The following is a 23,061-nucleotide window of genomic DNA, read 5'->3' as shown; positions in this document are numbered from 1 at the left end:
GACACAGCCATGCATATATTGCTGACCGGCGGTACTGGCCTGATCGGCCAGCACCTGTGCCAGCTCTGGCGCGGCCAGGGCCATCGCCTGACCGTGTGGAGCCGAAACCCCGAACAGGTACCGAAACGCTGTGGCACGGGTGTACGAGGTGTCGCCCGCCTGGACGATATCGCCCAGGACGATCCGGTGGATGCGGTGATCAACCTGGCAGGTGCCCCGATCGCCGATCGCCCCTGGACGGCGGCACGTAGAACCTTGCTGTGGGCCAGCCGCGTGACCCTCACCGAACAGTTGCTGGCCTGGCTGGAAAGCCGCGAGCAGCGCCCTGGCGTGCTGATCTCGGGCTCCGCGGTGGGCTGGTACGGCGATGGCGGCGAGCGTGAGCTGACCGAGGCCTCGCCACCTGTGAAGGAAGACTTCGCCAGCCAGCTGTGCATTGCCTGGGAAGAGACCGCTTCCCGCGCGCAGGCGCTCGGGACTCGCGTGGTGCTGGTGCGCACCGGGCTGGTGCTGGCCAGTGACGGCGGCTTTTTGTCGCGCCTGCGCCTGCCGTTCAAACTGGGGCTGGGCGGGCCGTTGGGCGATGGCCGGCAATGGATGCCCTGGGTCCATATAGAAGACCAGATCGCCCTGATTGATTTTCTCTTGCGGCACAACGAGGCGAGCGGTCCTTATAATGCCTGCGCGCCAGAGCCTGTGCGCAATCGCGAGTTCGCCAGGCGCCTTGGCCGTGCCCTGCACCGCCCGGCGTTCATGCCGATGCCGGCGTTGCTGCTCAAGGCCGGGCTGGGCGAACTGTCGACGCTGCTGCTCGGTGGCCAGCGCGCGCGCCCCGTGCGCCTGCTGGCGGCAGGCTTCACGTTCCGCTTCAACGATCTGCAATCGGCCCTGGACGACCTGTCCAGGCGCCTCTGACATAGGACGCTGCATGACCGATCACGCCCTGCTGCTGGTCAACCTGGGTTCGCCGGCCTCCACCTCGGTGGCTGATGTGCGCCGTTACCTCAACCAGTTCCTCATGGACCCGTACGTGATCGACCTGCCCTGGCCGGTGCGGCGGTTGCTGGTGTCGCTGATCCTGATCAAGCGCCCGGAACAGTCGGCCCATGCCTACGCCTCGATCTGGTGGGACGAAGGCTCGCCACTGGTGGTGCTGACCCGCCGTCTGCAAGCGGCGATGGTCGAGCACTGGCCCCATGGGCCGGTGGAAATCGCCATGCGCTACGGTGAGCCGGCCCTGCCGGACGTGCTCGAGCGCCTGGCGGCCCAGGGCGTACGCAAGGTGACGCTGGCGCCACTGTATCCACAGTTCGCCGACAGCACGGTGACCACGGTGGTGGAACTGGCGAAGCAGACCATCGCCGAGCGCAAACTGCCGCTGCAGACGCGCATCCTGCAACCGTTCTACGACCACCCCGATTACATCGAGGCGTTGGCCGCCAGCGCCCGGCCGTACCTGGCGCAAGACTACGATCACTTGCTGCTCAGTTTCCACGGCTTGCCTGAGCGCCATCTCAAGAAGCTCGACCCTACCGGCAACCACGACTTCCAGGCCGCCGATTGTTGCAAGGATGCCAGCGCCGAGATGCGTGCGGTGTGCTATCGCGGCCAGTGCCTGGCCACGGCCAAGGCGTTCGCGCAGAAGATGGGCATCCCCGACGGCAAGTGGTCGGTGTCGTTCCAGTCGCGGCTGGGGCGCGCCAAATGGATTGAGCCCTACACCGAGACGCGCCTGGACGAACTGGGCAAGGCAGGGGTGAAGAAGTTGCTGGTGATGTGCCCGGCGTTCGTCGCCGATTGCATCGAGACGCTGGAGGAGATCGGCGATCGGGGCAAGGAGCAGTTCATCGAGGCGGGCGGGAAAGAGCTGGTGCTGGTGCCGTGCCTGAATGATCACCCGGAGTGGGTGAGGGTGTTGGCGGGGATGTGCGAGAGGGCCTGAGAAACGCGCCTGGCTTGAATCGAGGGGCCGCAAGGCGGCCCCAGGATTTCAATGAAGGCTCAAGGCAGCTGATCATCCAGCTTCTTGTTCTTCCAGCCATCGTTGCCCGGCAGGATCAGGTTCAGGGCAATGGCCACGATGGCGCACAGGGCGATACCCTTCAGGCCCCAGTCGTCCGGGCCGTCGCCACTGCCGATCAGCACGCCGCCGATACCGAACACCAGGGTCACCGAGACGATCACCAGGTTGCGCGCTTCGGCCAGGTCGATCTTGTGGCGGATCATGGTGTTCATGCCCACCGCCGCGATCGAGCCGAACAGCAGGCAGAGAATGCCGCCCATCACCGGTACCGGAATGCTCTGCAGCAGCGCGCCGAACTTGCCGATGAAGGCCAGGGTGATGGCGAACACCGCCGCCCAGGTCATGATCTTCGGGTTGTAGTTCTTGGTCAGCATCACCGCGCCGGTCACTTCGGCGTAGGTGGTGTTGGGCGGGCCACCGAACAGGCCGGCCGCGGTGGTGGCCAGGCCATCACCCAGCAGGGTGCGGTGCAGGCCGGGTTTCTTCAGGTAGTCGCGGCCGGTCACGCTGCCGACCGCGATCACGCCGCCGATATGTTCGATCGCCGGAGCCAGGGCCACCGGAACGATGAACAGGATCGCCTGCCAGTTGAACTCCGGTGCGGTGAACTTGGGCAGTTCCAGCCACGGTGCGGCGGCGATCCTGGCGGTGTCGACCACGCCAAAGGCGAACGACAGGGCAAAGCCCACCAGCACGCCCGAAATGATCGGCACCAGGCGGAAGATGCCCTTGCCGAATACCGCCACAACCAGCGTGGTCAGCAGCGCCGGCATCGAGATCATCATCGCGGTCTTGTACGGCATCAGCACGCTGCCGTCTCCCGCCTTGCCCATGGCCATGTTGGCGGCGATCGGCGCCATGGCCAGGCCGATCGAGATGATCACCGGGCCGATCACGACAGGCGGCAGCATGCGGTCGATGAAACCGGTGCCCTTGATCTTCACCATCAGGCCCATGAAGGTGTAGACGAAGCCGGCGGCCATCACCCCGCCCATGGTCGCGGCCAGGCCGAACTGGCCCTTGGCGAGGATGATCGGGGTGATGAAGGCGAAGCTCGAAGCGAGGAACACCGGGACCTGGCGGCCGGTCACCAGCTGGAACAGCAAGGTGCCGAGGCCGGCGGTGAACAGCGCCACGTTGGGGTCGAGGCCGGTGATCAGCGGCATCAGCACTAGCGCGCCAAATGCCACGAAGAGCATCTGCGCGCCCGAGACGACCTGGCGCCAAAGCGGGTCGTTGAAGCCGTCCTGCATGATCAGGCGTCCTTCTGCTTGGTGCCGAAGATCTTGTCGCCGGCATCGCCCAGGCCGGGGACGATGTAGCCGTGCTCATTCAGGCGCTGGTCGATCGACGCGGTGTAGATCTGCACGTCCGGGTGGGCTTTTTCCACCACTTCGATGCCTTCGGGGGCGGCTACCAGCACCATGGCGCGGATTTCCTTGCAGCCGGCCTTTTTCAGCAGGTCGATGGTGGCGACCATCGAGCCGCCGGTGGCCAGCATCGGGTCGATGATCAGGGCCAGGCGCTGGTTGATGTCCGGCGCGAGCTTTTCCAGGTAGGTGTGGGCTTCCAGGGTTTCTTCGTTGCGGGCAACGCCCACGGCGCTGACCTTGGCGCTCGGGATCAGGCTGAGCACGCCGTCGAGCATGCCGATGCCGGCACGCAGGATCGGTACCACGGTGATCTTCTTGCCGGCGATTTTCTCGACCTGTACCTTGCCGCACCAGCCGTCGATCTCGTAGGTTTCGAGGGGCAGGTCCTGGGTGGCTTCGTAGGTCAGGAGGGCGCCGACTTCCTGGGCGAGTTCGCGAAAATTCTTGGTGCTGATATCGGCACGGCGCATCAGGCCGAGCTTATGGCGGATCAGCGGATGGCGGATCTCACGAGTAGGCATGGGGGGAGGGCTCCGGGAGGCGGGCAAAAAAACCGCGCTAGGTTAATCTATTCAGTCCCTGATGTCGTGCAGTCATTGTGCACGTTAGTCCATAAAGGCTTGATCTGGGACGAGCGGATGCGTACCTTTGCCCGCTTTTCCAAAACGCACCCCCTGGAGAGCGCCATGTCCGCCGATCTCGAGCATATCCGTCAAGTGATGCGCGAGGCTGATTGCCTGTACAACGAAGCCGAGGTCGAGGCCGCCATCGCCGAGGTCGGCAAACAGATCTGCAAGGACCTGCACGACAAGAACCCGGTGGTCTTCTGCGTGATGAACGGCGGCCTGATCTTCTCCGGCAAGTTGCTCACCCACCTGCAGTTCCCGCTGGAAGCCTCCTACCTGCACGCCACCCGCTACCGCAACACCACCAGTGGTGGCGAGCTGTTCTGGAAGGCCAAGCCGGAAGTGTCGTTCATCGACCGCGACGTGCTGATCGTCGACGACATCCTCGACGAAGGCCACACCCTCAGCGCCATCATCGAGTTCTGCAAGCACGCCGGCGCCCGCGCGGTGCACACTGCCGTGCTGATCGACAAGGACCACGATCGCAAGGCCAGCCCCGACCTCAAGGCCACCTACACCGGCTTGTCGTGCGTTGACCGCTATGTCTTCGGTTACGGCATGGACTACAAGGGTTATTGGCGTAACGCTAATGGCCTTTTCGCGGTCAAGGGGTTGTGATCATGCGCCAGCCTGCGTTCCTCGATCAGTCGTTGTTCACTGCGCTGGCGCTCAAGGCCGCCGACAGCCCGCGTGGTCGCCAGCACCACAACTTCCACGAGATGGAAGAGCCTTGCCACCGCATGGCTGTCGGGCTGCAGCCCAACACTTATATTCCGCCGCACCGTCACTTGAACGATGACAAGGCCGAGGCACTTATCGTGCTCAAGGGGCGGTTGGGGCTGCTGATCTTCGACGAGCAAGGGGCGGTGACCGACAAGCGCGTCCTGCAGGCTGGCGGAGATTGCCTGGGGGTCGACCTGGCACCTGGCACTTATCACGGCCTGGTGGTACTGGAAGCGGACAGCGTCATGTTCGAATGCAAGGCTGGCCCGTATCGGCCGGTGGGCGAGGGCGAGCATGCCCACTGGGCGCCGCGTGAAGGCGAAGCGGGCGTTGCCGAATACCACGCCTGGATGCGCGCGCAGTTCGATTGAGCTTGCGACCCATCGCGGGGCAAACCTGCTTCCTCATCGTGGGAGCGGGCTTGCCCCGCGGCAGGGGCCGTGCGTAGAGTGCCTGCTCATACCAAGGAGCCTCACATGCGTGCAATCGTCCCCCTCCTGCTGGCGGTGAGCCTCCCGCTCGCGGCCGCCCCGCTGCACAGCCAGTTCCTCCCCCCCGACGACCTTTCCCTGCGCCAGGAAGCACCGACCAGCCAGCAGTTGTTGCAGGTCACCGACTACACCGTGGTGGTGGGTACCCAGCGCCAGTCCGATCAGCAACCCATCCCGATCACGTCCTCCCTGCAGATGCGCCTCAAGGGCAAACCCTTGAGCAAAGGCTCGACCATCGGCCAGGTGCTGATCAACTTCGACGCAGAAGGTGGCAAGAGCCTGAAAAAGCCGGTTTATGACGACAACAGCCGCACCCTGACCCTCAACTACCCGATGGCGGACTACCGGGTGATCATGGACCTGCTGCGCAACGAAACCCTGTATGTGCAGTTCCTCACCTACGCCAACGGCCACATCTGGGCCGACTTGCACACCGGTACCGTACGTACGCGTTGAGGCTCGCAGGTTTCGGGGGGTAAACTGCCGACCTTCGAATTTTCGTGATGGTCCAGTTGGAGTCGGCGATGCGCAAAGACAAGAAACAAGTGATTGGTGACGAGATCAGCGACGAGTACATCAAGTCGTTCCTGCAGTTCGAGCCGGCCGATGGCCTGACCTCGCCATCGCATCACAAGTTGATCAAAGGCTATCGCGGCCTGCGTGTCGACGACTTCGAACGCTATGTGGGGTTCTTTGTCGAGGCGGGTTATGACCTGGATGGCAAGGACGAGCACGGCAAGACCTTCGTCGAGGCGATCGCCGACCAGCGCAATGCGCCGGAGTACATCGAGATCATCGACAACGCCCGCGGTTGACTCCGCTCGTTCGACCTTTCCTGTAGGAGCGGCCTTGTGCCGCGAAAGGGTCGCGAAGCGGCCCCGGATTGATGCCTTGCCTCAACATCGCTGGGGCTGCTTCGCAGCCCTTTCGCGGCACAAGGCCGCTCCTACAAAGGAAATGCGGGGTTGGGGTACAGGCACAAAAAAACGCCCCGAGGGGCGTTTTTTCGTTTCAGCCGGTTCAGGCGTAATGCTGCTTGGCCGGGCTGCTGTCCACCAGCTCCAGCGCCACGTCGTTGTCGGCGCTGATCTTGTGGTACAGGGCGGCGTCGGTGGCCAGGACCTTCTCGCGAGCCGGGAAGATCTCCTTGAGCTTGGCGGCCCAGGCGCCCTTGGCCTGCTCGGGGAAGCAGCGCTCGATCAGCTCGAGCATGATCGACACGGTCACCGAGGCGCCAGGCGAAGCGCCGAGCAATGCGGCCAGGCTGCCGTCTTCGGCCGCCACCAGCTCGGTACCGAACTGCAGGATGCCGCCTTTCTTCGGGTCTTTCTTGATGATCTGCACGCGTTGGCCGGCCACTTCCAGGCGCCAGTCCTCGGCTTTCGCTTGCGGGTAGAAGCGGCGCAGCGATTCCAGGCGCTGTTCCATCGATTGCATCACTTCGCTGACCAGGTATTTGGTCAGGTCCATGTTGTCGCGGGCCACGGCCAGCATCGGGCCGATGTTGCCCATGCGCACCGACAGCGGCAGGTCCATGAGCGAGCCGTGCTTGAGGAACTTGGTGGTGAAGCCGGCGTAAGGGCCGAACAGCAGCGACGTGTTGCCATCGACCACGCGGGTATCCAAGTGCGGCACCGACATCGGTGGCGCGCCGACCGCAGCCTGGCTGTAGACCTTGGCCTGGTGCTGCTTGACGATTTCCGGGTTGTCGCAACGCAGCCACTGGCCGCTGACCGGGAAGCCACCGAAGCCCTTGCTCTCCGGGATGCCGGACAGTTGCAGCAGGGGCAGGGCGGCACCGCCGGCACCGAGGAAGACGAAGCGGGCGTCGACTTCACGGCTGCCGCCGCTGTTGACGTCCTTGATGCTCACGGTCCAGCCGCTGCCGTTGCGGCGCAGGCCGACGACTTTCTTGCTGTACTTGACCTGGGCATCCGGGCTGTTGCCCAGTTGCTTGAGCAACTTGTTGGTCAGGGCGCCGAAGTTGACGTCGGTGCCTTTCATCACGCGGGTGGCGGCGATGCGCTGGTCGGCCGGGCGGCCGGGCATCATCAGCGGCATCCACTCGTTCATCACGGCCTTGTCTTCGGTGTATTCCATGTCCGCGAAGGCGTGGTGCTGCTTGAGCAGCTCGAAGCGCTTCTTGAGGAAGGCAATACCCTTGTCACCCTCGACGTAGCTCAGGTGCGGCACCGGGTTGATGAAGGCGCGCGGCGAACCGAAGCCGCCCTTTTTGCTGAGGTACGCCCAGAACTGGCGCGACACCTCGAACTGGGTGTTGATGTGCACGGCCTTCTTGATGTCGATGCTGCCATCGGCGGCCTGCGGGGTATAGTTCAGCTCGCACAGGCCGGCATGGCCGGTACCGGCGTTGTTCCAGGGGTTGGAACTCTCCGCGGCCCCGGAGTCCATCGCCTCGACGACCTCCAGCTTGATCGACGGGTCGAGCTCCTTGAGCAGTACGGCCAGGGTGGCACTCATGATGCCCGCGCCTACCAGTACCACATCAACCGATTCGTTCTGCGCCATTTAACGCGTCTCCACAATCTACAGCACCTAATTGACAGCATAGGAACCCTGGGGTCGCCAGGATCGCCATGTCCGACTCTTCGCAGTTCTTGCAACTCCAGCGGACACCGCCAATCAGTCTTGGGTGTTCAGGTATTGAACGCCGTTTGCCACGGGTGCGGCAATTCGACTTATGGTCAAGGGGCCCGTCGTGCGTTATGGATCGGCCTCAGGCTCCTATCCTGCAGGAGCACTTGCGCCGTCTGCTCAGGGCTGTTTGTGAATCATCTGCCGCTTTTACACATGCCAGACTGTTCATTTGCTCGCCACACTCTCGTGAAGTTGTGAAAAACCGTTTTTTTCACGCTCTTTTGGAGTCGTGAACCTCAAAAGTGGACTGCGCGATGGCAACCCGCAGGTTCATGCGAAGCAGAAGGCCGGAAACAGCAGGCACGACAGCCAATGCAAGACCTGAGTGGAAGGCTCTCTGTGGGCGAAGCGTCGAGGGTGCCGGGGTCAATCGGCGAATGCGGGGCCCGATCAGGAGACGTCCTTATAATCGGGGGGAGATTATAACGAGGTCGCGGGCAGAAAGGTCATGCTTCTTGGGTTTTTATTGCAGCGTTTGTCAGGCAGACAGGGTGCGTTGCTGCCAACGACGCCTTGCAGGGGTGCAAAGGCGGGCGCTGGCCGGCAGCGGTTGGCCCAGCCAGCCCAGATGCGCCTCGTTGACCTGAACCCAGCCGCTGCCCGTGGGTGGCAGGCTGCACTGCTTGAAACCCAGGCAGATGCCGTCGCTGTCGAGACGGGCGTAGGTGGCGTGGCGTGGGCGTTGCAGGAGCAGGTTCCAGAGCGAGGTCATGGCGGATGGTCCTGTGTGTTCGGGCTGGCGCGAGCATAGCGCGCGGGCCATGAAACCAATGTGACAGCGCCGAAACAGCCTTGTGCTTCGAACGACGGGACGAGCCCAGTCAGGTGGGCGGAGCGCTTTTGCTTGCCGCTTGCCGCTTATAGCTTGCCGCTAGGTATACTGTGGGCCTTTGCCGCTTTTTCTGGAGAAACGCGCATGTTGCAACGTCTGTTGGTCGGTTTGTTCGCGGTAGCCAGCCTGAGCCTGGCCGGTTGTGCCCACAGCCCGCAACAACTCAGCCCGCAACCCAAGCTAACGCAACAGTTGGCCCCGGTCGGCCACGGCCAGCCGGTGGTGGTCAAGGTGGTCGACGGGCGTGCCTCGCAATCGCTGGGCACCCGGGGTGGCATGTACCCCGAGACCAGCACCATTACCGTCAATGGCAACGATGTCGTGCCCAAGCTGCAGGCCCAGGCCGAGGCGGCGGTGCGCCTGCTCGGCTTCACCCCGACACCCAACGCCTACAACGCGCCACAGCTGACCGTGACGCTGGCTGAGCTGAAGTACCAGTCGCCCAAGGACAAGATGTACGTGACCGAGGCGACCATCGGCGCCACCTTCCGCGCCGACGTGTCGAACGCCAACCGCCGCTACAGCGGCCGTTATGGTGCCTCGCTGGACCAGCGCTTCGGCATGGCGCCGAACCAGGAAACCAACACCAAGCTGGTCAGCGACGTGCTCAGCGATGCCCTGACCCGCCTGTTCAAGGACCCGACCGTCGGTCAGGTGCTGGGCGAGTAAGGCTGCTGTAATGAAGAAAACCCGCCGCCTGCGATCAGGCGGCGGGTTTTTTGTTGCCTGTACCGACCCATTCGCCGGCAAAGCCGGCTCCTACAGGTGTGGCGCTGCTCTTGAGGCGGGCGCCACACCTGTAGGAGCCGGCTTTGCCGGCGAAGAATGCAACACGGATCAGGCGGCCAGTACGTTGAAGTCCAGCAGGCTGATGCCGGTCTGCGTATCGACCTCCGGCAGGTCATGGTGGGCATGGCCACCCAGCGCGCAGTAGACCAGCCACTGGCGGTCCTGGACATTGATGGCGAAGCCGTCGATCAGCGCCTGCTGTTCGTCGCTCTGGGCCACGAGGTAGAGGCGGTCCTGGTTTTCGGCGTGCAGCATGACAAGCTCCGGTTCGGTTGAAGGCCGACAGGGTGGCCTGTCCTGATGACGAGCGTGTGACAGATGAAATTTACCGCAGTTGGTCGCAAAGTCGGGGCAGTGTCGACGAGCTTGGGTAGAATGCCGGACTTTGCCGTCGTGATACCGAGGTCGTGCAATGTCGTTGCAAGTGCTCTGGGGCTTCCTGGCCGCCCATCCCGCCAAGCTGATCAACCTGTTGGCCCTGCTGGTCACCTGCCCGGGCGGCCTGTTGCTGCACAGCGCCCGGCGCCGGGCGAGCATGGCCCGCGAAAGCCTGGCGGTGGATGAAGGGCTGGTGGATGCCTTCGACCTGCGCGTGCCGCGCTACTACTACATTCTCGGGTTCTCGTGCCTGGCGATGGCGTTGCTGTTGTCCTGGTTCAGCACCTGGATCTGAACGTAACGCACCCTGTAGGAGCCAGCTTTGCTGGCGAATCCTCCATTCACCACTGATGATGAGCGGCATTCGCCAGCAAGGCTGGCTCCTACAGGAGCCAGTGATCAGGCCACGGTGGCCTGCTGCCTGACCTGGTACTGATTGCGCACCGGCGTCGCGTACTGCTGTACCAGATACGGTTGATGCTCCACCGGGCAGGCGTCCAACCGGCGCTGCCACTCTTCTTTCGCCTTGGCCAGCTCGTCGGCCGGGAACAGCGTCTCGGCGCCCGGCACTTCCAGCGCCGCGTCCTTCTCCGCCCACATCGCATAGGCCAGGTAGTGCACCGGGAACAGCCGGTAGCCGCCGAGAATCTGCCGATCAATGGCCTGCGCCAGTTGCTTGGTGTCCTCGTGGTACTCGGTCACCGGGGGCGCGAAGTTGATGTGCACCCGGCCTTTGTAGCCGGTGATGCCCTGGGCGATGCTGTTGTCATCCTCGCCCGGCGCCTTCTTGTAGGTGCCAGTGGTGGCGCGGATGTACAGCTCGCGGGCCTTGGCCTGGTCGCAGGGGTCGTATTCGTAGCTGATTGACACCGGAATCAGGTTCAGGCTCTGGATCACCGCGCCGAACGGCTCGTCCTTGCGGCTCATGTGGAACATTTTGAGAATGGCCGAGTCGGTGCGGTCGTCACCGTCCTTGGCGCGGCCTTCGGCCTGGGCGATCCAGATCGACGCGCAGTCGTTGCGGATCGAGTGGTTGATGTAGGCCGACAGCAGCTGGTAGGCCGCCAGTTTCTCGCGGCGGCCGCTGATCGAGCGGTGCACGATGAAGCTCTTGTTCAGGCGCATCATGTCGCTGACGAACGGCTTCTGCAGCAGGTTGTCGCCGATGGCGATCCGCGGCGTGGGAAGGCCGGCGTGGTACACCGCGTAATTGACGAAGGCCGGGTCCATGACGATGTCGCGGTGGTTGGCCAGGAACAGGTAGGCAGTGCCGGACTTGAGCTGTTCGACGCCGGTGTAGGTGACACCGTCGGTGGCGCGGTCGATGGTCCGGTCGACGTAGTACTCGACTTTATCCTGCAGCGTGGCGACGCACTGCACGCCCGCGAACTCCTGGCGCAGGCGCCGGGCGATCAGCGGTTTGAGCAGCCAGCCGAAGGCGCCCGCAGCGCGCGGGAAGCGGAAGTGGGTGAGGATATCGAGGAATGCCGGGTCGCTGAGCAGGCGCGCCAGAACGGCAGGGACCTCAGCGTCGTCGTACGGTCGGATGGCATCGAATTCGCCCATCATGCTCTCTTGTTGGAAACGGCTAGGGTAATAAGGTAGGGGTGGGGCCCGAAAAACGGCTCGGACACACGCAGGCCCTGTAAACAGACCGGCAATTATACGCACAAGTCACTCGGGAGGCCGCGATGCTGGAAACTGCGATCTACGATTGTCCCTATTGCGGTGAAGAAGTCGAGACGACTGTGGACTTGTCGGCTGGCGATCAGGAGTACATCGAGGACTGCCAGGTCTGCTGCAAGCCCATCCGTTTCGTGTTGCAGGTGCATGGCGAGGAATGGATGCTGGACGTCTATGGCGAGAACGACTGATGCAGCGAATCTATGACCCGGAAAACCTGCTGGAGGCGCAGATGCTGGTCGGCATGCTGGCCAGCGAAGGCATCGAGGTGCACCTGGTCGGGCGCGACCTGATGGGCGCTGTGGGCGAGCTGCCGGTGCAGGGGCTGCTGGGCCTGGCGGTACCCGATGAGCAAGCCGGTTACGCGCGACAGTTGATCGACGCGTACAATACTGCCCAGCCGCTTGTCGGCGAAGCGCCGGAGAGTTATCCCGGTACCCTGATCTGCTAGGTTCTGAAATCGCCCATGTGTGGACGCTACGCCCTGTTTCGCTGGACCCAGGCCTTCGCCGGCCTGCCTGGCTTCCCTTCGAGCCAGCAGGCCCAATGGAACATCTCGCCCGGTGCCTCGGTGCTGATCCAGCGTCAGCTCGATGGCCAGGCGCAACTGGCCAGCGCCCGCTGGGGGCTCACCCCGGCCTGGCTGACCGACCTGTCGCGCACCCCGGCCCAGGCCCGCGCCGAAACCCTCGCCGAGCAACCCATGTTCCGCGAAGCGCTGCGCCAGCGGCGTTGCCTGATGCCGGCCAACGGTTTCTACGAATGGCGCGGTACGGCGCGCAAACGCCCGTACTGGGTGACGCCGGGGGAGGGGGCTTCGCTGTTCTTCGCGGCGGTGTGGGAAGTCTATCCGGTGCAGGAGCAGGCGTGGCTGAGTTGTGCCGTGGTGACGCAAGCGGCGATGAACCAGCGTCGGCCGTTGATCCTGGACGAAGCCGAGCAGGCGATCTGGCTGGATCCGCAGACGTCGCTGGCGCGGCTGCACGAGTTGCTGGCCAAGCCACCGACCGCTTTGCGCGAAAGGGCGTTGGCATATTTCGTCAATGATCCGAAGCTCAATGGGCCGGAGTGCCTGACGCCCGCTTGAGCTGTAGGAGCGGCTTTAGCCGCGATACAAACGCGGTGCCTGGCACCGGCATTGCCGGTGTTCGCGGCTAAAGCCGCTCCTACAGGTCTGCTGCATTTCAGACCCTGAACTGATTGATCAGGCGCCGTTGCTGCTCTGCCAGCTTGGTCAGCTCGGCGCTGGCCTGGCTCGACTCGTCGGCGCCACCGGCCACCTCGCCGGCTACCTGGCCGATGTTGATCACGTTGCGGTTGATGTCCTCGGCCACCGCGCTCTGCTCCTCGGCGGCGCTGGCGATCTGGGTGTTCATGTCGTTGATCACCGATACCGCCTGGGTGATGCTCTCCAGCGATTCGGCGGCGCGGCTGGCCTGCTGCACGCTGACATCGGTCTTGCCCTGGCTTTCCTCCATCACCCTGACCACTTCCCGCGTGCCTTGCTGCAACTGCTGGATCATCTGCTGGATTTCTTCGGTGGCCTGCTGGGTTTTCTGCGCCAGGTTGCGCACCTCGTCGGCGACCACCGCGAAACCGCGGCCTTGCTCGCCGGCCCGGGCGGCCTCGATGGCCGCGTTCAGCGCCAGCAGGTTGGTCTGCTCGGCGATGGCGCGGATGGCCACCAGGATGGCGTTGATGTTCTCGCTGTCGCGGGCCAGGTCCTGGACCACGGTGACGGCACGGCCGATTTCGGTGGCCAGGGCACTGATCGAGTGCGAGGTGCCGCGCACGATATCCAGGCCTTCGTTGGCGGCGCGGTCGGCGTCGCTGGCGGCCTGGGCAGCCTGGGTGGCGTTGCGCGCCACATCCTGGGCGGTGGCGGTCATTTCGTGTACGGCGGTGGCCACCTGGTCGATCTCGGCCATCTGCTTGTGCACGCCCTGGTTGGTGCGGATGGCGATGTCGGCAGTGTGCTCCGACGAGTCGCTGACCTTCTGCACCGAACTGACCACCTGGCTGATCATCGTCTGCAACTTGGCCAGGAAGGTGTTGAAGCCCTTGGCGATGGCACCCAGCTCGTCGGCGCGGTCGCTTTGCAGGCGGCGGGTCAGGTCACCCTCGCCCTGGGCGATATCGTCGAGCATGGCGACCATCTGCTTGAGCGGCCGGGCGATGCCGTGCGCCAGCAGCCAGATCACCAGCAACCCCAGCGCGGCGATGCCCAGGCCGACCACGGTCATGCCGGCGATATCGGTGCGGCGCTGTTCGGCCAGGTCTTTCTGCAACTGGTTGACGTCGGCCATGACGGTACTGAGCGGCAGCTCCAGCAGCAGGGTCCAGCGGGCGTCGGTGCTGGCCACCTTGAACGGCAGGTACAGCTCGATGCGGTCCTTGGCAGTCTCGACCTTGTAGTGCAGGTCTTCGCCGACGAGGTTCTTGAGGGTGCTTGCTTCATCGGCATCCAGCACGTCGCTGGCCTTTTCGCCGAACTTGGCCGGGTCGCGGGTGTAGGCCACCAGGCGGCCGTTGCTCGACACCAGGGCCAGTTCGCCGGCGCCATTGTAGAGCTGGCGATCGGCGGCATTGAGCAGGTCCTGGATGAAGTTCACCGACAGGTCGGCACCGGCCATGCCCTTGAACTGGCCGTCGACCATGATGGGTTCGACGAAGGAGGCGAGCATGACCATCTTGTCGCCCACTTTATAAGGGGCTGGGTCGATCACGCAGGCCTTCTTCGACTCTTTCGGGCACAGGTAGTACTCGCTGGCGCGCACGCCAGTAGCCAGCACGGTGCGGTCGTCGACGTCGGCCAGCTTGTCCTGGCCGAGGCTGCCATCGCCGTTGCGGAACCACCAGGGCAGGAAGCGGCCGCTGGCGCTGTCGATGCCGACCATGCTGCTGCCGACATAGCGGGCGTCGTCGTGGTCGAGGGCGTTCGGCTCCCAGCCCAGGTAGGCACCGAGCACGCTCGGGTTGGCCTCGACGGTGCGCTTGAGCTGGTTGATCAGGTGTTCGCGGTCGACCCGCATCAGTGGCCGGCCGTCGGCGCCTTGCATGCCGATCATCGCGTTGCCGGTGGCCAGGCCGCGGGCGATCGACAACGGTGCTTCCAGGCCGCGCTGGATCTCACTGACCTGGGTGCGGGCCAGCGCCGACAGGCGCTGTTCGATCACACTTTCGAACTGTTGCTGGGTGCGCTGCTGTACCAGCGCCTGGGTGCGTTCGCCGGAGTACACGGCATAGAGCACCAGGGCGGCGACAATGCTCAGTACGATGGCACCGGCCAGGGCGGCCACGGAAAACTGGATCGACTTGAACTTCATGGAAGGCTCCGCGCGCAAGGAGGTCGTGTCCCAGGGTTATCGGCGGGCTAATACGAAAGCATGAGGGGTGTGGATAAATCTTCCCTGCGGCTCTGGCGGGGCCAGGCGACTAGGCCTAGGATACGCGGCACGTAAAAAGGGAGTGTTTCAAATGCGTAAGTCATTCGTTGTCAGCATGTTGAGCGCCAGCGTCCTGCTGGGCGGCTGCCAGGCGGTCAATACCACCAGTGGCGGTGCCGTGGGCGTCGAGCGCAAGCAGTACATGTTCAGCATGCTCTCGACCGATGAGGTCAACCAGATGTACGCCCAGTCCTATCAGCAGACCCTCGGTGAGGCGTCGAGCAAGGGCGTCCTGGATAAAAGCAGTGCCGACGCCAAGCGCGTGCAGGCCATCGCCGATCGCCTGATTGCCCAGGCGCCACAGTTCCGGCCGGATGCCGCGCAGTGGAAATGGGAAGTCAACGTCATCAAGAGCGACGAACTGAACGCCAACTGCGGCCCGGGCGGCAAGATCATCGTCTATACCGGCCTGATCGATCAGCTCAAGCTGACTGACGCCGAGATCGCCGCGGTCATGGGCCATGAGATTGCCCACGCCCTGCGCGAGCATGGCCGTGAAGCGATGTCCAAGGCCTATGGCGTGGAAATGGCCCGCCAGGGCGCGGGTGCGTTCCTCGGCCTGGGCCAGGACAGCATGGCGCTGGCCGATACCGTGGTGAACTACGCCATGACCCTGCCCAACAGCCGCGCCAATGAGAACGAAGCCGACCTGATCGGCCTGGAGCTGTCGGCCCGCGCTGGCTACGACCCGAACGCCGCGATCACCCTCTGGAACAAGATGAGCAAGGCGTCCGAAGGCGCGCCGCCTGAGTTCATGAGCACCCACCCGGCGTCGAGCAGCCGGATCGCCTCGTTGCAAGCGGCGATTCCGAAGGTGATGCCGCTGTATCAAGCCGCCAAGAAGTAAGTCACCGCGCCTCCCTGTAGGAGCCGGCGTTGCCGGCGAACACCGGCAACGCCAGTGCCATGCACCGCGGCGCCTGGTTCGCCAGCAAGGCTGGCTCCTACAGGATCCTCAGCCTATCCAGCCGCTGGTCTTCATCGCCGAATACACTGCGACGACGGCCAGCACGAAGAACGCCGCCGCCGCCAGTCGACGGATCAGCGTCAACGGCAGTTTCTCTGCGGCGAAGTTGCCCGCCAGCACCACCGGCACGTTGGCAATCAGCATGCCCAGGGTGGTACCGATGATCACCATGATCAGGTGCGGGTACTGTGCCGCCAGCATCACCGTGGCGACCTGGGTCTTGTCGCCGATCTCGGCCAGGAAGAAGGCGATCAACGTGGTCAGGAACGGCCCGAAGCGGCGTGCGTTGCTGGTTTCGTCATCGTCCATCTTGTCCGGCACCAGGGTCCACAGCGCGGTGGCGGTGAAGCTCGCGGCGAGGATCCAGTGCAGCACGGATTCGGTAAAGAAGCTGCTGACCCAGGCACCCACGGCGCCCGCGGCGGCGTGGTTGGCCAGGGTGGCGGCGATGATGCCGGCGATGATCGGCCAGGGTTTGCGAAAGCGAGCAGCGAGGATGAGCGCGAGCAGTTGCGTCTTGTCGCCGATTTCGGCGAGGGCAACGATGGCGGTGGGAACGAGCAGAGATTCCAGCATCAGGATTCCTACGGGGGCGGGTCGACACGGCTATGACACGTACGACCTCCCCGCCCCGGGTAAGGTGTGCGTGTCATAGGTCTTGTCAAACCCTGGACCTGTCTGCGCAGATCGTGGGTCGCACGCGCCATGGCCTGTGGGCCAAGTGTGTTGACGCGTACCGGGCGAGCGAGGGGCTCGCGGGAGACTACTCCCCTAGGACGGAGCGGATTCTGCCTACGCCGGGCGGTTTCGGCAAGCCCTGTTTTTACCCGCGTGTCGCCCGGTAGATGCGAAAGCCCTGTGCCTCGGCGCGGATTTCGCAGTTGCCCAAGGCGCCCTCGATGAGCGGCTGATAGCGCAGGAAGCTGTTGGCTACCAGGCGAATTTCGCCACCTTTTCGCAGATGTTCACCGGATTTTTTCAGCAGGTTTTCCGAAGCTTGGTAATCGGTGTGCACCCCGGTGTGGAATGGCGGATTGCTCAGGATCAGGTCCAGTTCACCCGGTGCGGCGTCGATACCATCACCGCTGATCACGTCGCCTTCCAGACCATTGGCTGTCAGGGTCAGGCGGCTGGCGGCGACGGCAAAGGCATCGACATCCAGCAGGGTGACCCGGCTCTGTGGGTAACGGCGCTTGATCGTTGCGCCCAACACGCCGGCACCACAACCGAAGTCGAGGACATGCCCACTGGGCAAACCGTCGAGGTGTTCCAATAGCAGGGCGGTGCCTTTGTCCAGGCGCCCATGGCTGAACACGCCTGGCAGGCTGACCACCTGCAAGGGGCCATCTTCCAGGGGCAGCTCGAAGCGCTCGGCCAGGCTCTCCAGCGGCTTGGCCTCGGGGGCGTTGTCTACGGTCACCTGCCACAGCTGGCAGTGGCGCGCGCTGTCGAGCTTGCGAGGCTTGCCGAACGCCTGCAGCTGTTTCGCCGCGCCCTCGATGCCGCCGCGTTTCTCACCGACCAGGTACAGCTCGCGCCCGGCCAGGCGCGCGGCCAGGGCGTTGAGCAGGTAGGCGGCCAGTTCACGGGACTTGGGCAGGAACAGGATAGCCGCGTCGAAAGCCACTTCGGGCACGCTCACACCATGGTGGCAGCGGCCGCCGAAACGGCTTTCAAGCAGAGCCTGGTCGCCTGCGTGCCAAGTCCAGCTGTGGGCCTTGGGCAATTGGCCGAGCAGGCCATCGGCGGGGGCGCCGGCGATCAGCAGCGGCCCCTGGAACAGCTCCGCCTGGCGGAGCATTACTTCACTGCGCGGGTCCATAAACGGCGCCTCCTGGAAAAAGTCGCGCAGTGTACCAGAGCCTTCGCCGGCTCAGCCGACCACTCGCCGCGGTTGCCCGGCAAAGAATGCCTGGGCGTTTTCGGCGAGCTGGCCGACGATGCGCTGGCGTGACTCCACCGCGCCCCAGGCGCTGTGCGGGGTCACGATCAGGCGGGGAATATCCGCCGCCAGCAACGGGTTGCCATTGACCGGCGGCTCGACACTGAGCACATCGGTTGCCGCGCCGCCCAGGTGACCGCTGCGCAGGGCATCGGCCAGGGCCTGTTCATCGATCAGCCCGCCACGGGCGGTGTTGACTACCAGTGTACCGGGCTTGAGCAGGGCCAGTTCGCGGGCGCCGATCATGTGCCGGGTGCGATCGTTGAGCGGGCAGTGCAGGGTCAGGGCGTCGACCTGAGGCAACAGTTCATCGAGTGGCAGCCGATCATCGCGGGCCGGGCGCCCAGGGATCTGCCCGCTGAGCACGCGCATGCCGAACGCCTCGGCCAGCCGCGCCACCGCACCACCCAGCTCGCCATGGCCGAGCAGGCCGAGGGTCTTGCCTTCGAGTTCGACGATGGGGAAATCCAGCAGGCAGAACTGGCTGGCCTTGGCCCATGCACCCCTGGCCACGGCCTGGTGGTAATCACACAGGCGCGTGGCCAGGGCCAGCAGCAGGGCCAGGGTGTGCTGGGCCACCGACGGCGTGCCGTAGCCCTGGCAGTTGCACACGGTGATGCCTTGAGCGCGGGCGGCGGCCAGATCGACGTTGTTGGTGCCGGTGGCGGCGACCAGGATCAGCTTGAGCTGAGGGTTGGCGGCCAGGCTGGCGGCGTCGAGCATCACCTTGTTGCTGATCACCGCCACGGCGCCCCGCAGGCGTTCGGCCACTTGCTCGGGACGGGTAGTGGCGAACAACTGAAGTTCATCGAACTGACCTTGCAGTGGGGAAAGGTCGAGGTCACCGAGGTCCAGGGAAGGGTGGTCGAGAAACACGGCGCGACGTGGATTGGGCATGGGGTCTCCGATGTGGGAGTGGTTCGGTCGCCGCGGTGGGTTTGGTCGGCGGGACTCTGTAGGAGCGGGTTTACCCGCGAACACGGGCGAAGCCCGTGCCATGCACCGCGTTGCCTGATTCGCGGGTAAACCCGCTCCTACAGGGGGCGCGATCCAACCTGGGCAGTGTCTGGCTCACCGGTGCCGTTCGTCAACGCCGGCATCGCCGCTCATACCTTTGCGCGGCAAATCATTCCTTCGGCTGATTTGACCGGCGCGTCACCGATCTAGAGTGGATCCCAGAGCTGTCCGGCCCGCATTACAGAAAAGGGATACCCATGTTGCAGACGCGCATCATCAAGCCCGCCGAGGGCGCCTACGAATTTCCGCTGCTGATCAAACGCCTGCTGATGTCCGGCAGCCGCTATGAAAAGACCCGCGAGATCGTCTACCGCGACCAGATCCGCCTCACCTATCCGCAATTGGGCGAGCGCATCGCTCGGCTTGCCAACGTGCTGACCGCAGCCGGCGTCAAGGCCGGTGACACGGTGGCGGTTATGGACTGGGACAGCCACCGTTACCTGGAGTGCATGTTCGCCATCCCAATGATCGGCGCGGTGGTGCACACCATCAACGTGCGACTGTCACCGGAACAGATCCTCTACACCATGAACCATGCCGATGACCGCCTCGTGCTGGTCAATAGTGATTTCATCGGCCTCTACCAGGGCATCGCCGGACAACTGACCACGGTGCAAGGGACCGTGCTGTTGACCGATGGGCCGGACAAGACTGCCGACCTGCCGGGCCTGCACGGCGAGTACGAGCAACTGCTGGCAGCGGCCAGCCCGCACTACGACTTCCCCGACTTCGACGAGAACTCGGTGGCCACCACGTTCTACACCACCGGCACCACCGGCAACCCCAAGGGTGTGTATTTCACCCACCGCCAACTGGTGCTGCACACCCTGGCCGAAACCTCCGTGCTCGGCAGCCTGGACAGCGTGCGGTTGCTGAGCAGCAACGATGTCTACATGCCGATCACGCCGATGTTCCACGTGCACGCCTGGGGCATTCCCTACGCGGCGACGATGATGGGGATCAAGCAGGTCTACCCCGGGCGCTACGAGCCAGACATGCTGATCAAGCTGTGGCGCGAAGAGAAGGTGACCTTCTCCCACTGCGTACCCACCATCCTGCAGATGCTGCTCAACTGCCCGTCGGCTGCCGGCCAGGACTTTGGCGGCTGGAAGATCATCATCGGTGGCAGCGCGCTCAACCGCGCGCTGTATGAGGCCGCACTGGCCAGGGGCATTCAGCTCACCGCCGCCTACGGCATGTCCGAGACCTGCCCGCTGATCAGCGCCGCGCACCTGAACGACGAGCTGCAGGCCGGTAGCGAGGATGAGCGTACCAGCTACCGGATCAAGGCCGGGGTGCCGGTGCCGTTGGTGGAAGCAGCCATCGTCGACGGAGATGGCAACTTCCTGCCTGCGGATGGCGAGACCCAGGGCGAGCTGGTGCTGCGTGCACCCTGGTTGACCATGGGGTATTTCCGCGAGCCGGAGAAGAGCGAAGAGCTCTGGCAGGGTGGCTGGCTGCACACCGGCGATGTCGCCACGCTCGATGGCATGGGGTTCATCGATGTCCGCGACCGTATCAAGGATGTGATCAAGACCGGTGGCGAGTGGATCTCGTCGCTCGACCTCGAGGACCTGCTCAGCCGCCATCCGGCGGTGCGTGAAGTGGCGGTGGTCGGCGTGCCAGACCCGCAGTGGGGCGAGCGACCATTCGCACTGTTGGTGGTGCGTGAGGGGCTGAACATTGATGCACGCAGCCTGAAGGAACACCTCAAGCCTTTCGTCGAGCAGGGGCATATCAACAAGTGGGCAATCCCTAGCCAGATCGCCATTGTTACTGAAATTCCCAAGACCAGTGTCGGAAAGCTCGACAAGAAGCGCATCCGCGTGGACATCAGCCAATGGCAGGCCAGTAACAGCGCATTCCTCTCCACGCTGTAACCGCCCTCGCGGGTCGCGCTCGCCAGATCGCGACCCGCACGCTAGAGAGGGTGGTGTCTTGTCAAACGGCAAAATTGAGCCATGCTTCACCACTGCCAGCGCACAGGCCGGTCTTTTGGGGCAGGCCAACAGCAGGAAGCGCAAATCACACTTTAGAGGGATCTAGCACCTGTGACCGCTGGCTATAGTCGGGCCAGGGGATTTTCAGGAATGGGGGAGGGCGCCGCGCATTGTCGTGGCGCCTCGGGCAGGAGCCGGCTTCACCAGGCGCTCGGCCGTTTCTGAAAGGACTCACTGCCATAACAAAAAAGTACATGGAGTAGCGTCGATGACATCTGCAAACCCGTTCTGGCGCCGGGCACGTCTGCCCTTGGCCGTCAGCCTCGCTTCCACGCTTGCAAGTCCTGCTTTCGCGGTCAGCTTCAACATCGGTGAAATCGAAGGCCAGTTCGACTCGTCGCTCTCCATCGGCGCCAGCTGGTCGACGGCCAACCCTAACAAGGACCTCATCGGGGTCAACAACGGCGGCAAGGGGTTGTCGCAGACTTCCGACGATGGCCACCTCAACTTCAAGAAGGGCGAAACCTTCTCGAAGATCTTCAAGGGCATCCACGACCTCGAGCTCAAGTACGGTGACACCGGCGTGTTCGTCCGTGGCAAGTACTGGTACGACTTCGAACTGAAGGACGAACACCGTGAGTTCAAGGATATCAGCGACTCCAACCGCAAGGAGGGCGCCAAGTCCTCGGGCGCGGAGTTGCTCGACGCCTTCGTCTATCACAACTACTCCATCGCCGACCTGCCGGGCTCGGTGCGCCTGGGCAAGCAGGTGGTCAGCTGGGGTGAGAGCACCTTCATCGGTGGCGGCATCAACTCGATCAACCCAATCGACGTGTCCGCGTTCCGTCGTCCGGGCGCCGAGGTGAAGGAAGGCCTGATCCCGGTCAACATGTTCTACATCTCCCAGAGCCTCACCGACAACCTGTCGGCCGAAGCCTTCTACCAGATCGAATGGGACCAGACCGTCGTCGACAACTGCGGCACCTTCTTCTCGCAGCCAGACATCATCGCCGACGGTTGCAACAACAACCTGCGTGTGCTCAACAGCAGCCGCACGGTGCCTGTGGCGGCCCAGCAGTTCCTCGCCACCCGTGGCGTGAACATCAACGAGGAAGGCGTGATGGTCGGCCGTGGCCCGGACCGTGACGCCCGTGACAGCGGCCAGTTCGGCGTCGCCATGCGCTACATGTTCGAGCCGCTGGACACCGAGTTCGGTGCCTACTTCATGAACTACCACAGCCGCGCGCCGATCTTCAGTGCCACCGGTGCCGCGCCTTCGGTATACGCCGGCCTGGCGGGTCTGCCGGCCCAGCTGAGGTCGCTGGCGCCGATTATCGTCGCGGGCAACTCGAAGTACTTCGTCGAGTACCCGGAAGACATTCGCCTCTATGGCCTGAGCTTCTCCACCACGTTGCCCACCGGCACGGCCTGGAGCGGCGAGTTGAGCTACCGCCCCAACGCCCCGGTGCAGTTGAACACCACCGATATCCTGTTCGCTGGCGTGCGTCCGATCGGTGGCGCGCTGGCCAACGCTTCGCTGCTCAACGGCGTTCCCGGCCAGGACCTGCATGGTTATCGCCGCAAGGAGATCACCCAGTTCCAGACCACCCTGACGCACTTCTTCGACCAGGTGATGGGCGCCAGCCGCATGACCGTTGTCGGCGAGGTGGGTGTCACTCACGTCGGTGGCCTGGAAAGCGCCCACGAAGTCCGCTACGGCCGCGACCCGGTCTATGGCCCTGGCCCGCTACCCGCCACGGGGGGGGCCGACACCTGCCAGGCACTCAATGCCAGCACCATCGCCGGTGCCGGTGCAGGTGCCTCCACCGCCAACCTCAACCGCAAGTGCGAGAACGACGGCTACACCACCAGCACCTCCTGGGGCTACCGCGCCCGGGTGATCTGGGACTACAACGACGTCTTCGCCGGGGTCAACCTCAAGCCCAACGTGGCCTGGTCCCACGATGTCTCCGGCTACTCGCCGGGCCCGGGCGGCAACTTCGAAGAGGGCCGCAAGGCGATCAGCCTGGGCCTGGACGCCGAGTACCAGAACACCTACACGGCCAGCCTGTCGTACACCAACTTCTTCGACGGCAAGTACACCACCGTGGATGACCGCGACTTCGTCGCCCTCAGCTTCGGCGTGAACTTCTAAGAACACTGATCCAGGACG

24 protein-coding genes, 1 pseudogene and 1 riboswitch are annotated in these 23,061 nt (G+C 64.1%); of the genes and pseudogenes, 14 read left to right on the top strand and 11 right to left on the bottom strand.

All coding sequences use genetic code 11. From position 1 onward, the window contains the following. Positions 1-9: 9 nt before the first annotated feature. Together NGM28_RS11925 and hemH are read left to right on the top strand one after the other, a co-directional pair. Positions 10-915, top strand: a complete 906-nt coding sequence (locus NGM28_RS11925) for a TIGR01777 family oxidoreductase (protein ID WP_252090269.1) — start codon at positions 10-12, stop codon at positions 913-915. 13 nt (positions 916-928) lie between these two features. Then, complete coding sequence (gene hemH / locus NGM28_RS11920; protein WP_213659586.1) at positions 929-1,942, top strand: ferrochelatase; 1,014 nt, start codon at positions 929-931, stop codon at positions 1,940-1,942. Between the two features lie 59 nt (positions 1,943-2,001). Here the strand turns inward: hemH and NGM28_RS11915 are convergent, their stop codons facing one another. Together NGM28_RS11915 and upp are read right to left on the bottom strand one after the other, a co-directional pair. Further along, complete coding sequence (locus tag NGM28_RS11915) at positions 2,002-3,276, bottom strand: uracil-xanthine permease family protein (RefSeq protein WP_213659587.1); 1,275 nt, start codon at positions 3,274-3,276, stop codon at positions 2,002-2,004. 2 nt (positions 3,277-3,278) lie between these two features. Next, complete coding sequence (gene upp, locus NGM28_RS11910) at positions 3,279-3,917, bottom strand: uracil phosphoribosyltransferase (protein WP_252090267.1); 639 nt, start codon at positions 3,915-3,917, stop codon at positions 3,279-3,281. A 165-nt stretch (positions 3,918-4,082) separates the two neighbouring features. On the opposite strand from upp, the gene NGM28_RS11905 reads away from it, so the two are divergent. The 4 genes from NGM28_RS11905 (at position 4,083) to NGM28_RS11890 (ending at position 6,051) form a co-directional block, all read left to right on the top strand. Further along, the gene (locus NGM28_RS11905; protein ID WP_213659588.1) at positions 4,083-4,640 is read left to right on the top strand and encodes a hypoxanthine-guanine phosphoribosyltransferase; all 558 of its coding nucleotides are present in this window, start codon (positions 4,083-4,085) and stop codon (positions 4,638-4,640) included. Between the two features lie 2 nt (positions 4,641-4,642). Continuing rightward, positions 4,643-5,116: a WbuC family cupin fold metalloprotein gene (locus tag NGM28_RS11900; protein ID WP_252090265.1), complete on the top strand. Its 474-nt coding sequence runs from the start codon at positions 4,643-4,645 to the stop codon at positions 5,114-5,116. A 105-nt stretch (positions 5,117-5,221) separates the two neighbouring features. Further along, complete coding sequence (locus NGM28_RS11895; protein ID WP_252090262.1) at positions 5,222-5,692, top strand: hypothetical protein; 471 nt, start codon at positions 5,222-5,224, stop codon at positions 5,690-5,692. A 68-nt stretch (positions 5,693-5,760) separates the two neighbouring features. Further along, entirely contained in the window at positions 5,761-6,051 is a 291-nt protein-coding gene (locus NGM28_RS11890; protein WP_252090259.1) for a PA4642 family protein, read from the top strand. 205 nt (positions 6,052-6,256) lie between these two features. Here the strand turns inward: NGM28_RS11890 and mqo are convergent, their stop codons facing one another. Together mqo and NGM28_RS11880 are read right to left on the bottom strand one after the other, a co-directional pair. Continuing rightward, complete coding sequence (gene mqo, locus NGM28_RS11885) at positions 6,257-7,765, bottom strand: malate dehydrogenase (quinone) (protein ID WP_213659591.1); 1,509 nt, start codon at positions 7,763-7,765, stop codon at positions 6,257-6,259. Positions 7,766-8,372: 607 nt separating this feature from the next. Continuing rightward, positions 8,373-8,606, bottom strand: coding sequence for a hypothetical protein (locus NGM28_RS11880; RefSeq protein ID WP_240066291.1), 234 nt, complete (start codon positions 8,604-8,606; stop codon positions 8,373-8,375). A gap of 204 nt (positions 8,607-8,810) precedes the next feature. On the opposite strand from NGM28_RS11880, the gene NGM28_RS11875 reads away from it, so the two are divergent. Continuing rightward, a complete protein-coding gene (locus tag NGM28_RS11875) occupies positions 8,811-9,395 on the top strand; it encodes a YajG family lipoprotein (protein WP_011532230.1) in 585 nt (194 codons plus the stop codon). Positions 9,396-9,563: 168 nt separating this feature from the next. On the opposite strand, the gene NGM28_RS11870 is transcribed toward NGM28_RS11875, so the two are convergent. Next, positions 9,564-9,770 carry a hypothetical protein gene (locus NGM28_RS11870; RefSeq protein ID WP_240066292.1) on the bottom strand — a complete coding sequence of 69 codons (207 nt, stop codon included), beginning with the start codon at positions 9,768-9,770 and terminating at the stop codon, positions 9,564-9,566. 157 nt (positions 9,771-9,927) lie between these two features. Here NGM28_RS11870 and NGM28_RS11865 point away from each other — a divergent pair, with 157 nt between their 5' ends. Continuing rightward, on the top strand, positions 9,928-10,188 hold the full coding sequence (locus NGM28_RS11865; protein ID WP_252090258.1) for a hypothetical protein: 261 nt from the start codon (positions 9,928-9,930) through the stop codon (positions 10,186-10,188). Between the two features lie 104 nt (positions 10,189-10,292). Here NGM28_RS11865 and NGM28_RS11860 read toward each other — a convergent pair whose 3' ends face one another. Next, positions 10,293-11,459 (bottom strand): 1-acyl-sn-glycerol-3-phosphate acyltransferase, encoded by a 1,167-nt coding sequence (locus tag NGM28_RS11860; protein ID WP_240066294.1) that lies wholly within the window; start codon positions 11,457-11,459, stop codon positions 10,293-10,295. Between the two features lie 125 nt (positions 11,460-11,584). Here NGM28_RS11860 and NGM28_RS11855 point away from each other — a divergent pair, with 125 nt between their 5' ends. Genes NGM28_RS11855 through NGM28_RS11845 form a run of 3 tightly spaced genes read left to right on the top strand, consistent with a single transcriptional unit; the run spans position 11,585 to position 12,663 of the window. Beyond that, the gene (locus NGM28_RS11855) at positions 11,585-11,767 is read left to right on the top strand and encodes a CPXCG motif-containing cysteine-rich protein (protein ID WP_056795571.1); all 183 of its coding nucleotides are present in this window, start codon (positions 11,585-11,587) and stop codon (positions 11,765-11,767) included. After that, positions 11,767-12,027 (top strand): putative signal transducing protein, encoded by a 261-nt coding sequence (locus NGM28_RS11850; RefSeq protein ID WP_240066295.1) that lies wholly within the window; start codon positions 11,767-11,769, stop codon positions 12,025-12,027. Before NGM28_RS11855 ends, NGM28_RS11850 begins: the two co-directional genes overlap by 1 nt. 15 nt (positions 12,028-12,042) lie before the next feature. Then, entirely contained in the window at positions 12,043-12,663 is a 621-nt protein-coding gene (locus NGM28_RS11845; RefSeq protein ID WP_240066296.1) for an SOS response-associated peptidase, read from the top strand. A 97-nt stretch (positions 12,664-12,760) separates the two neighbouring features. Here NGM28_RS11845 and NGM28_RS28970 read toward each other — a convergent pair whose 3' ends face one another. Beyond that, positions 12,761-13,504 carry a methyl-accepting chemotaxis protein gene (locus NGM28_RS28970; protein ID WP_502943848.1) on the bottom strand — a complete coding sequence of 248 codons (744 nt, stop codon included), beginning with the start codon at positions 13,502-13,504 and terminating at the stop codon, positions 12,761-12,763. Between the two features lie 114 nt (positions 13,505-13,618). Then, positions 13,619-13,819, bottom strand: a pseudogene (locus NGM28_RS28965) (HAMP domain-containing protein); the annotation flags it as partial. 1,234 nt (positions 13,820-15,053) lie between these two features. On the opposite strand from NGM28_RS28965, the gene NGM28_RS11835 reads away from it, so the two are divergent. Next, a complete protein-coding gene (locus NGM28_RS11835; RefSeq protein ID WP_240066298.1) occupies positions 15,054-15,869 on the top strand; it encodes a M48 family metallopeptidase in 816 nt (271 codons plus the stop codon). A gap of 108 nt (positions 15,870-15,977) precedes the next feature. Here the strand turns inward: NGM28_RS11835 and NGM28_RS11830 are convergent, their stop codons facing one another. From NGM28_RS11830 to NGM28_RS11820, 3 genes are all read right to left on the bottom strand, one after another. Then, positions 15,978-16,562, bottom strand: coding sequence for a TMEM165/GDT1 family protein (locus NGM28_RS11830; RefSeq protein WP_213661110.1), 585 nt, complete (start codon positions 16,560-16,562; stop codon positions 15,978-15,980). A gap of 90 nt (positions 16,563-16,652) precedes the next feature. Next, a riboswitch (yybP-ykoY riboswitch) is annotated at positions 16,653-16,774 on the bottom strand. Between the two features lie 38 nt (positions 16,775-16,812). After that, positions 16,813-17,811: a methyltransferase gene (locus tag NGM28_RS11825; RefSeq protein WP_252090256.1), complete on the bottom strand. Its 999-nt coding sequence runs from the start codon at positions 17,809-17,811 to the stop codon at positions 16,813-16,815. Positions 17,812-17,862: 51 nt separating this feature from the next. Next, on the bottom strand, positions 17,863-18,828 hold the full coding sequence (locus NGM28_RS11820; protein WP_252090254.1) for a 2-hydroxyacid dehydrogenase: 966 nt from the start codon (positions 18,826-18,828) through the stop codon (positions 17,863-17,865). Between the two features lie 317 nt (positions 18,829-19,145). Between NGM28_RS11820 and NGM28_RS11815 the strand changes: the two genes are divergently transcribed. Then, complete coding sequence (locus NGM28_RS11815; protein WP_252090252.1) at positions 19,146-20,828, top strand: fatty acid--CoA ligase; 1,683 nt, start codon at positions 19,146-19,148, stop codon at positions 20,826-20,828. 328 nt (positions 20,829-21,156) lie between these two features. Then, positions 21,157-23,043 carry a DUF1302 domain-containing protein gene (locus NGM28_RS11810; RefSeq protein ID WP_240066302.1) on the top strand — a complete coding sequence of 629 codons (1,887 nt, stop codon included), beginning with the start codon at positions 21,157-21,159 and terminating at the stop codon, positions 23,041-23,043. Positions 23,044-23,061 lie beyond the last annotated feature (18 nt).

Source organism: Pseudomonas sp. MWU13-3659 (genome assembly GCF_023757525.1).
In the GTDB taxonomy this organism is placed as follows: Bacteria; Pseudomonadota; Gammaproteobacteria; order Pseudomonadales; family Pseudomonadaceae; genus Aquipseudomonas; species Aquipseudomonas entomophila_E.
The sequence above is the reverse complement of the archived record's forward strand: the minus strand, read 5'-3'. Positions and strand labels throughout refer to the sequence as shown.

Bases quoted from the DNA above. Each gene is read 5' to 3' on its own strand.
- NGM28_RS11915 (WP_213659587.1), bottom strand. From the start codon at position 3,276: ATGCAGGACGGCTTCAACGACCCGCTTTGGCGCCAGGTCGTCTCGGGC.
- NGM28_RS11845 (WP_240066296.1), top strand. From the start codon at position 12,043: ATGTGTGGACGCTACGCCCTGTTTCGCTGGACCCAGGCCTTCGCCGGC.
- NGM28_RS11820 (WP_252090254.1), bottom strand. From the start codon at position 18,828: ATGCCCAATCCACGTCGCGCCGTGTTTCTCGACCACCCTTCCCTGGAC.
- NGM28_RS11890 (WP_252090259.1), top strand. From the start codon at position 5,761: ATGCGCAAAGACAAGAAACAAGTGATTGGTGACGAGATCAGCGACGAG.
- upp (WP_252090267.1), bottom strand. From the start codon at position 3,917: ATGCCTACTCGTGAGATCCGCCATCCGCTGATCCGCCATAAGCTCGGC.
- NGM28_RS11860 (WP_240066294.1), bottom strand. From the start codon at position 11,459: ATGGGCGAATTCGATGCCATCCGACCGTACGACGACGCTGAGGTCCCT.
- NGM28_RS11895 (WP_252090262.1), top strand. From the start codon at position 5,222: ATGCGTGCAATCGTCCCCCTCCTGCTGGCGGTGAGCCTCCCGCTCGCG.
- NGM28_RS11865 (WP_252090258.1), top strand. From the start codon at position 9,928: ATGTCGTTGCAAGTGCTCTGGGGCTTCCTGGCCGCCCATCCCGCCAAG.
- NGM28_RS11875 (WP_011532230.1), top strand. From the start codon at position 8,811: ATGTTGCAACGTCTGTTGGTCGGTTTGTTCGCGGTAGCCAGCCTGAGC.
- NGM28_RS11825 (WP_252090256.1), bottom strand. From the start codon at position 17,811: ATGGACCCGCGCAGTGAAGTAATGCTCCGCCAGGCGGAGCTGTTCCAG.
- NGM28_RS11810 (WP_240066302.1), top strand. From the start codon at position 21,157: ATGACATCTGCAAACCCGTTCTGGCGCCGGGCACGTCTGCCCTTGGCC.
- NGM28_RS11880 (WP_240066291.1), bottom strand. From the start codon at position 8,606: ATGACCTCGCTCTGGAACCTGCTCCTGCAACGCCCACGCCACGCCACC.
- NGM28_RS11870 (WP_240066292.1), bottom strand. From the start codon at position 9,770: ATGCTGCACGCCGAAAACCAGGACCGCCTCTACCTCGTGGCCCAGAGC.
- NGM28_RS11850 (WP_240066295.1), top strand. From the start codon at position 11,767: ATGCAGCGAATCTATGACCCGGAAAACCTGCTGGAGGCGCAGATGCTG.
- NGM28_RS11900 (WP_252090265.1), top strand. From the start codon at position 4,643: ATGCGCCAGCCTGCGTTCCTCGATCAGTCGTTGTTCACTGCGCTGGCG.
- hemH (WP_213659586.1), top strand. From the start codon at position 929: ATGACCGATCACGCCCTGCTGCTGGTCAACCTGGGTTCGCCGGCCTCC.
- NGM28_RS11925 (WP_252090269.1), top strand. From the start codon at position 10: ATGCATATATTGCTGACCGGCGGTACTGGCCTGATCGGCCAGCACCTG.
- NGM28_RS11855 (WP_056795571.1), top strand. From the start codon at position 11,585: ATGCTGGAAACTGCGATCTACGATTGTCCCTATTGCGGTGAAGAAGTC.
- NGM28_RS11835 (WP_240066298.1), top strand. From the start codon at position 15,054: ATGCGTAAGTCATTCGTTGTCAGCATGTTGAGCGCCAGCGTCCTGCTG.
- NGM28_RS11905 (WP_213659588.1), top strand. From the start codon at position 4,083: ATGTCCGCCGATCTCGAGCATATCCGTCAAGTGATGCGCGAGGCTGAT.
- NGM28_RS28970 (WP_502943848.1), bottom strand. From the start codon at position 13,504: ATGGCCGAGATCGACCAGGTGGCCACCGCCGTACACGAAATGACCGCC.
- mqo (WP_213659591.1), bottom strand. From the start codon at position 7,765: ATGGCGCAGAACGAATCGGTTGATGTGGTACTGGTAGGCGCGGGCATC.
- NGM28_RS11815 (WP_252090252.1), top strand. From the start codon at position 19,146: ATGTTGCAGACGCGCATCATCAAGCCCGCCGAGGGCGCCTACGAATTT.